This is a genomic window from Dellaglioa sp. CoH-55-MRSF-8 (genome assembly GCF_056782195.1).
This window is the reverse complement of record NZ_JBXAYH010000204.1, coordinates 1-267: the sequence shown is the minus strand read 5'-3', so window position 1 is coordinate 267 and position 267 is coordinate 1. Positions and strand designations below refer to the sequence as shown.

Sequence of the window (267 nt, the reverse complement as noted above, 5' to 3'; positions counted from 1 at the left end):
ACGCCCAGGGGGTGAACACCGTCGCATGGTGACCTACCGAACGCTGGCCGAGCTCGAGGACGCCCACGACCACGAGCGCAGGACCGCACGGCTGCGGATCGAGTCGGCCGACCAGTACATCGGCCTCTACCGCTCCCGAATCGACCAGGTCGGGGAGGCGTTCCATCGTCTCGGCGCACACGCGGGCGTCGCCGACGACCCCAGCTTCCGGCAAGAACTCCAGCGCCTCGCGGACACCGTCAACCAGAACATCACGCACGCGGGACA

Annotated in this window: 1 protein-coding gene; it reads left to right on the top strand. The window is 68.5% G+C overall.

The genetic code is table 11. The features are described from left to right. Positions 1 to 25 precede the first annotated feature (25 nt). Positions 26 to 267, top strand: a 242-nt coding sequence (locus tag AC1RPW_RS08495; protein ID WP_481769527.1) for a hypothetical protein, incomplete at its 3' end; no start/stop codon positions are given.